A 6529-nucleotide genomic window follows, 5' to 3' on the forward strand; every position below is an offset into this window, starting at 1 on the left:
ATCTACACGTCCGGGTCGACCGGCCGGCCCAAGGGCGTGGTGGTCACCCACCGCGGCCTGCCCGCGTTCGCCGAGGCCGAGATCGCGCACTTCGACGTGCGGCCGGGCGACCGGGTGCTCCAGTTCTCCTCCCCCAGCTTCGACGCGTCGGTGCTGGAGCTGTGCATGGCGCTGCCGGCGGGCGCGGCGCTGGTCGTGCCGCCGCCGGGGCCGCTGCTGGGCGAGCAGCTCGCCGAGGTGGTCCGGGAGTTCGGCGTCACGCACGCGCTCATCCCGCCGGTGGCCATGGCGACCGTGCCGGACGTGCCGCTGCCGACCTTCCGCACGCTGGTCGTCGGCGGTGACGCGTGCACGCCCGACCTGGTGGAGCGGTGGGCCCCGGGCCGCCGCATGATCAACGCCTACGGGCCGACCGAGTCCACCGTGGTCACCTCGTGGAGCGAGCCGCTGACCCCCGGCGGCACGCCCCCGATCGGCAGGCCCATCCCGGGCACCGAGGTGCGCGTCCTGGACGACGACCTGAGACCCGCCGCCGAGGGCGAGCTGTACGTCACGGGCGTCGGCCTGGCCCGCGGCTACCTGGGCAGGCCCGGCCTGACCGCGCAGCGCTTCGTGGCCGACCCGTTCGGCGCGCCGGGCGCCCGCATGTACCGCACCGGCGACGTGGTGCGCACCCGCGAGGACGGGCAGCTGGAGTTCCTCGGCCGCGCCGACCACCAGGTCAAGATCCGCGGCTTCCGGGTCGAGCCCGGCGAGATCGAGGCGCTGCTGCGCGAGCACCCGGCCGTCGAGCGGGCCCTGGTGGTCGCCCGGGACGAGCCCAAGCGGCTCGTGGCCTACGTCGTGTGCCGCGAAGGGCACGGGACCGGGGGGCTGCGCGAGCACCTGGCCGCGGGCCTGCCCGACTACCTGGTGCCGTCCGCGTTCGTCGCGCTGGACGCGTTCCCGCTGAGCCCCAACGGCAAGCTGGACCGCGCCGCGCTGCCCGCGCCCGTCGTGGGCGAGGCGCCGGCGGGCCACGTCGAGCCGCGCACCCCGGCCGAGCGACGGGTCGCCGAGGTGTGGTCGGACGTGCTGGGCGTGCCGCTGGTCGGCGCGCACGACGACTTCTTCGCCCTGGGCGGCGACTCGATCCTGGCCGTGCGCGCGCTGTCGCGGCTGGGCGGGCTGCCGGTGCGGGCGCTGTTCGACCACCGCACGGTCGCCGAGCTGGCGCGGGCGCTGCCCGAGGACCACAGCGCCGACACCCCGGGCACCCGGGACGCGCCCATCCCCCGGGTCCCGCGCGACGAGCCGCTGCCGCTGTCCCCCGCCCAGCGGCGGCTGTTCTCGCTCGACGGCACCCCCGAGCAGAACACCGCCGCGGGCCTGCGGCTGACCGGGCCGCTGGACGTGCCGCGCCTGGCCGCCGCCCTGGACGCGCTGGCCGACCGGCACGACGCGCTGCGCACGACCTTCGACGTGGTGGGCGACGAGCCCGTGCAGGTCGTAGCGCCCCGGGGCACCATCCCGCTGCGCGTGCAGGCGACCACCGGCGAGCCGGAGGCCGGCGCGCTCGGCCTGGACGAGCCGTTCGACCTGCGCCGCGGGCCCCTCACGCGGGCCGTGCTCGCGCCGCTGGGCCCCGACGAGCACCTGCTGGTCCTGGTGCAGCACCACATCGTCACCGACGGCTGGTCGGTGCGGGTGCTGGTGGAGGAGCTGGCGGAGCTGTACGCGGGCGGGCGGCCCGCCGACCCGGCCGTGCAGTACCCGGACTTCGCGGTGTGGGACCGGGGCAACCCCGTCGGCGACGTGTCCTGGTGGCGCGACCGGCTGGCCGGCGTCGAGGCGCTGGACCTGCCCACCGACCGGCCACGCCCGCCGCTGCGCACCACCGCCGGCGCGGTCGTGCGCCGCCCCCTGGACCCGGAGCTGGTGGACCGCCTCGCGGGCGTCGGCCGGGCCCACGGCGCGACGCTGTTCATGACGCTCACCGCCGCGGTGCAGGTGCTGCTGTCCGCTCGCTCGCGGCAGCGGGACGTCGCGGTCGGCACGGTCGGCTCCGGCCGGGACCGCGCGGACCTGGAGCGCGCGGTCGGCTTCTTCGTCCGGACCCTCGTGCTGCGCTCGTGGGTGGACCCGGACCTGCCGTTCACCGCCTTCCTGGACCAGGTGCGCGGCACCGCGCTGGACGCGTTCGCGCACGACGACGTGCCGTTCGACCGGGTGGTGGAGGAGCTGCGGCCGGACCCGGACCCCGGCCGCACGCCGCTGGTGCAGGCCGTGGTGGCGCTCCAGCAGCCGCTGGTGCGCGACGGCAGGTTCGGCGAGCTGACCGTCGCCGAGCACGACCTGCCGCGCCCGGTGGCGCGGTTCGACCTGGTGGTGGAGTTCTGGCCGCGCCCGGACGGGTCGCTGGCGCTGACCCTGGAGCACAACACCGACTTGTTCGACACCTCGACCGTCGAGGAGCTGGGCGCCGACCTGGAGACCCTGCTGCGCCTGGTGGTCGAGGACCCGGACCGCCCGCTGCGCGGCCTGGCGGAGCTGGCCGACCTCGACCTGGACGGCGCCGGCGACGGCTCGGTCCGCGTGCGCGGCCTGCGCGTGGACCTCGACGAGGTGGAGCGCGTGCTCAAGGAGCACGACGACGTGCTCGACGCGGCCGTGGCCCTGGTGGACCGGCGGCTGGTCGCCTACACCGTCCCCGCGGTGAACCCGGCCGTGCTGCGCGGCTTCCTGGAGCAGGTGCTGCCCGCGCACGCCGTGCCCGCCGCGTTCGTCGGGCTCACCCGGCTCGACCGGGACGACCTGCCCGCGCCGCCCGCGGAACGCGCCGAGGTGCGCTACGTCGCGCCGCGCACGCCCGTCGAGGCGGTGCTGGCGGACGTGTTCGCCGAGGTGCTGGGCGCGGCCCGGGTCGGCGTGCGGGACAACTTCTTCGCCCTGGGCGGCGACTCGATCCTGGGCATCCAGGTGGTCACCCGCGCCCGCCGCGCGGGCCTGGTGCTCACCTCGCGGGACATCTTCGCCCACCAGACCATCGCCGCGATCGCGCCGCACGTGACCCGCGACCTGCCGCCCACCGCGGACCAGGGCCCGGTCACCGGCGACGCGCCGCTCACCCCGATCCAGCGCTGGTTCCTGCACGGCCACACCGTGCGGCCCGAGCACTTCGACCAGTCCGTGGTGGTGGACCTCGACGAGCTGGACGTGCCCGCCCTGCGCACGGCGCTCCGGGCGCTGGTCGCGCACCACGACGCGCTGCGCACCCGGTTCGAGGGCGACCGGCAGGTCGTCGCGCCGGTCGGCGACGTCGACCCGCTCGCCCTGGACCGCTTCGACCTCACCACCGGCCCGCTGCTGCGCGCCGAGGTGGTCGGCGACCGGTCGGTCCGGCTCACGGCGCACCACCTCGTGGTCGACGGCGTGTCCTGGCGGGTGCTGGTGGAGGACCTGACCTCGGCGTACCGGCAGGTCCGCGAGGGCCGCGTGGTCCACCTCGGGAGGAAGACGACCTCCTTCCGCGACTGGGCGGCCAGGCTCGCCGAGCACGCCGCGAGCGGTTTCGACGACGAGTTGGCGCACTGGCGCGCGGTGGCGGCGACCCCGACCGCCGTGCCGCGCGACCGGCGGGGCCCCAACACCGTCGGCTCGCAGCGCGACGTCACCGTGCGGTTCACCGCCGAGGAGACCGCGGCGCTGCTGCGCGACGTGCCGCCGGTGTACCGGACTCAGGTCAACGACGTGCTGCTGACCGCGCTCGGCCGCGCGCTGGCCGACTGGACCGGCCGCGACCGCGTCGTGCTCGACCTGGAGGGCCACGGCCGCGAGGAGCTGTTCGCCGACGTGGACCTGTCCCGCACGGTCGGCTGGTTCACCACGGTCTTCCCGGTGGTGCTGGACCTCCCCCCGGGAGGAGCGGGCACGGCCGGCTGGGGGGCGGCGCTGAAGTCGGTGAAGGAGCAGCTGCGCGCGGTGCCCCGGCGCGGCATCGGCTACGGCGCGCTGCGCCACCTGGCCCGCACCGCGCCGGCCTGCGACCCGGAGGTGAGCTTCAACTACCTGGGCCGGTTCGCCGAGGACCAGCGCGACCTGGAGCTGTCCGCCGACCCGGCCGCGCCGCGACCGCACCTGCTGGACGTGGTCGGGCAGGTGCGCGGCGACCGGCTGGAGTTCACCTTCTCCTACAGCGAGCAGGCCCACGAGGAGGCGACCGTCCGGTCCCTGGCCGACGGGTTCGCCGCCGCGCTGCGCGGCATCGCGGCGCACTGCGCCGAGCCGGGCGCGGGCGGTCGCACGCCGAGCGACTTCCCGCTGGCGCGGCTCACCCAGGAGCAGGTGGACCGGATCGACGGCGAGGACGCCTACCCGCTGACCCCGATGCAGGCCGGCATGGTGTTCCACGGCCTCGGCGAGAAGGGCGTCTACTTCCAGCAGACCACGTTCGTGGTGGACGGGGTGACCGACTCGGCCGCGTTCGCCGGCGCCTGGCAGCGGGTGGTCGACCGGACGCCGGTGCTGCGGTCGAGCGTGCTGTGGGAGGGCGTGGCCGAACCGCTCCAGGTGGTGCACGAGCGCGCCGAGGTGCCGGTCGCGTTCCTGGACTGGAGCGACCTCGACGAGGCCGGCCGCGCCGAACGGCTGAGCGCGCTGCTGGACGAGGACCGCGAACGGGGCCTCGACCTCTCCGCGGCGCCGCTGATGCGGCTGACGATCGCCCGGCTGTCACCGACCAGCGTGCAGGTGCTGTGGACCTTCCACCACGTGCTGCTGGACGGCTGGAGCGTCTTCCACGTGCTGTCCGACGTGCTGCGGCGGGGCGAGCTGCCCGAGCGCCGCCCGTTCCGCGACTACGTGGCGTGGCTGGCCGAGCAGGACGGCGCGGCGGCCGAGGCCCACTGGCGGCGCGTGCTGGGCGACTTCGACTCGCCCACGCCGCTGCCCGCCGACCGCCCCGCCGGGCACGGCACGTCGTCGCGGCGGCTCCCGCTGGAGCTGACGGAGCAGGAGTCCGCGCGGCTGTACGAGTTCGCCCGCGAGCACCGCGTGACGCCGAGCGCGATCGTGCAGGCGGCGTGGGCGCTGCTGCTGGCCCGCTCCGGCGGGCGGCGCGACGTGTGCTTCGGCGCGACGGTCTCCGGCCGGCCCGCCGACCTGCCGGGCGTGGACGACATCACCGGCATCTTCATCAACACCCTGCCGGTCCGGGTCGTGGTGGACGGCGCGGCGCCGGTCGCGGCGTGGCTGCGCGACCTCCAGGACGCCCAGGTCGAGTCGCGGCGGTTCGAGCACGTGCCGCTGACCTCGCTCCAGGCGTGGAGCGGGGTGGAGCGCGGCACGAACCTGTTCGACAGCGTGGTGGTGTTCGAGAACTACCCGGCCGACCTGGCCGAGGGCATGGGGCTGCGCGAGCTGTCCGCGGTGGAGAGCACCAGCTTCCCGCTCAGCGCCACCGCCTACCCGGAGGAGCGGCTGGGCGTCCTGCTGGGCTACGAGCCGGCGATGTTCGACGTGGCGACCGTCGAGCGGCTGGCGCGGCGGCTGCGGACCCTGCTGGTGGAGCTGGTCGCGGACCCGGACCGGCCGGTGGCCGAGGTGCCGTGGCTGTCCGAGGCCGAGGTGCGCCGGGTGCTCGTCGACTGGAACGGCGCGGAGCCGGCCACGCCGGTGGCCGACACCATCCCGTCGCTGTTCGCCGCGCAGGCGGCGCGCACGCCCGACGCGACCGCCGTGACCTTCGCCGGCGAGTCGCTGACCTACCGGGAGCTGGACGAACGGGCCAACCGGCTCGCCCACCACCTGGTCCGTTCGGGCGCCGGGCCGGAAACCCTGGTGGCGCTGAGGTTCCCGCGCTCGCTCGACCTGGTCGTGGCCGTGCTGGGCGTGCTCAAGTCGGGCGCGGCGTACCTGCCGATCGACCCCGACTACCCCGCCGACCGCGTCGCCTACGTCATCGAGGACTCGCGGCCGGTCCTGGCGCTGGACGCGCTGCCGGACCTGGCCGGGCTGCCCGCCACCGCGCCGGACGTGCCGCTGCGCCCGGGGAACACCGCCTACGTGATCTACACCTCCGGTTCGACGGGCAGGCCCAAGGGGGTGGTCATCCCCCACGCCAACGTCGTGCGGCTGTTGACCCGAACGGACCAGTGGTTCGGCTTCGGTCCGGACGACGTGTGGACCCTGTTCCACAGCTACGCGTTCGACTTCTCGGTGTGGGAGCTGTGGGGGCCGCTGCTCAACGGCGGGCGGCTGGTCGTCGTGCCGTTCGAGGTGTCGCGGTCGCCGAAGGACTTCGCGGAGCTGGTCCGCGCCGAGGGCGTGACCGTGCTCAACCAGACCCCGTCGGCGTTCTACCAGCTCATCGCCGAGGCGCCCGACCTGCCGGTCCGCTACGTGATCTTCGGCGGCGAGGCGCTCGACGTGCGCAAGCTCGACGCGTGGCGCGGCGAGGGCGCGCTGGTCAACATGTACGGGATCACCGAGACCACCGTCCACGTCACCTGGACCCACGCCGACGGCACCATCGGCGTGCCCATCCCCGACC

At 75.7% G+C, this 6529-nt stretch carries 1 protein-coding gene; it reads left to right on the forward strand.

Annotated elements, in window-relative coordinates; all coding sequences use genetic code 11:
- The coding region (locus ACFV4N_RS37605; protein ID WP_499677442.1) for a condensation domain-containing protein at positions 1-6529 on the forward strand (6529 nt) is incomplete at both ends.

It is taken from the genome of Actinosynnema sp. NPDC059797, assembly GCF_042732085.1.
In the GTDB taxonomy this organism is placed as follows: domain Bacteria; phylum Actinomycetota; class Actinomycetes; order Mycobacteriales; family Pseudonocardiaceae; genus Actinosynnema.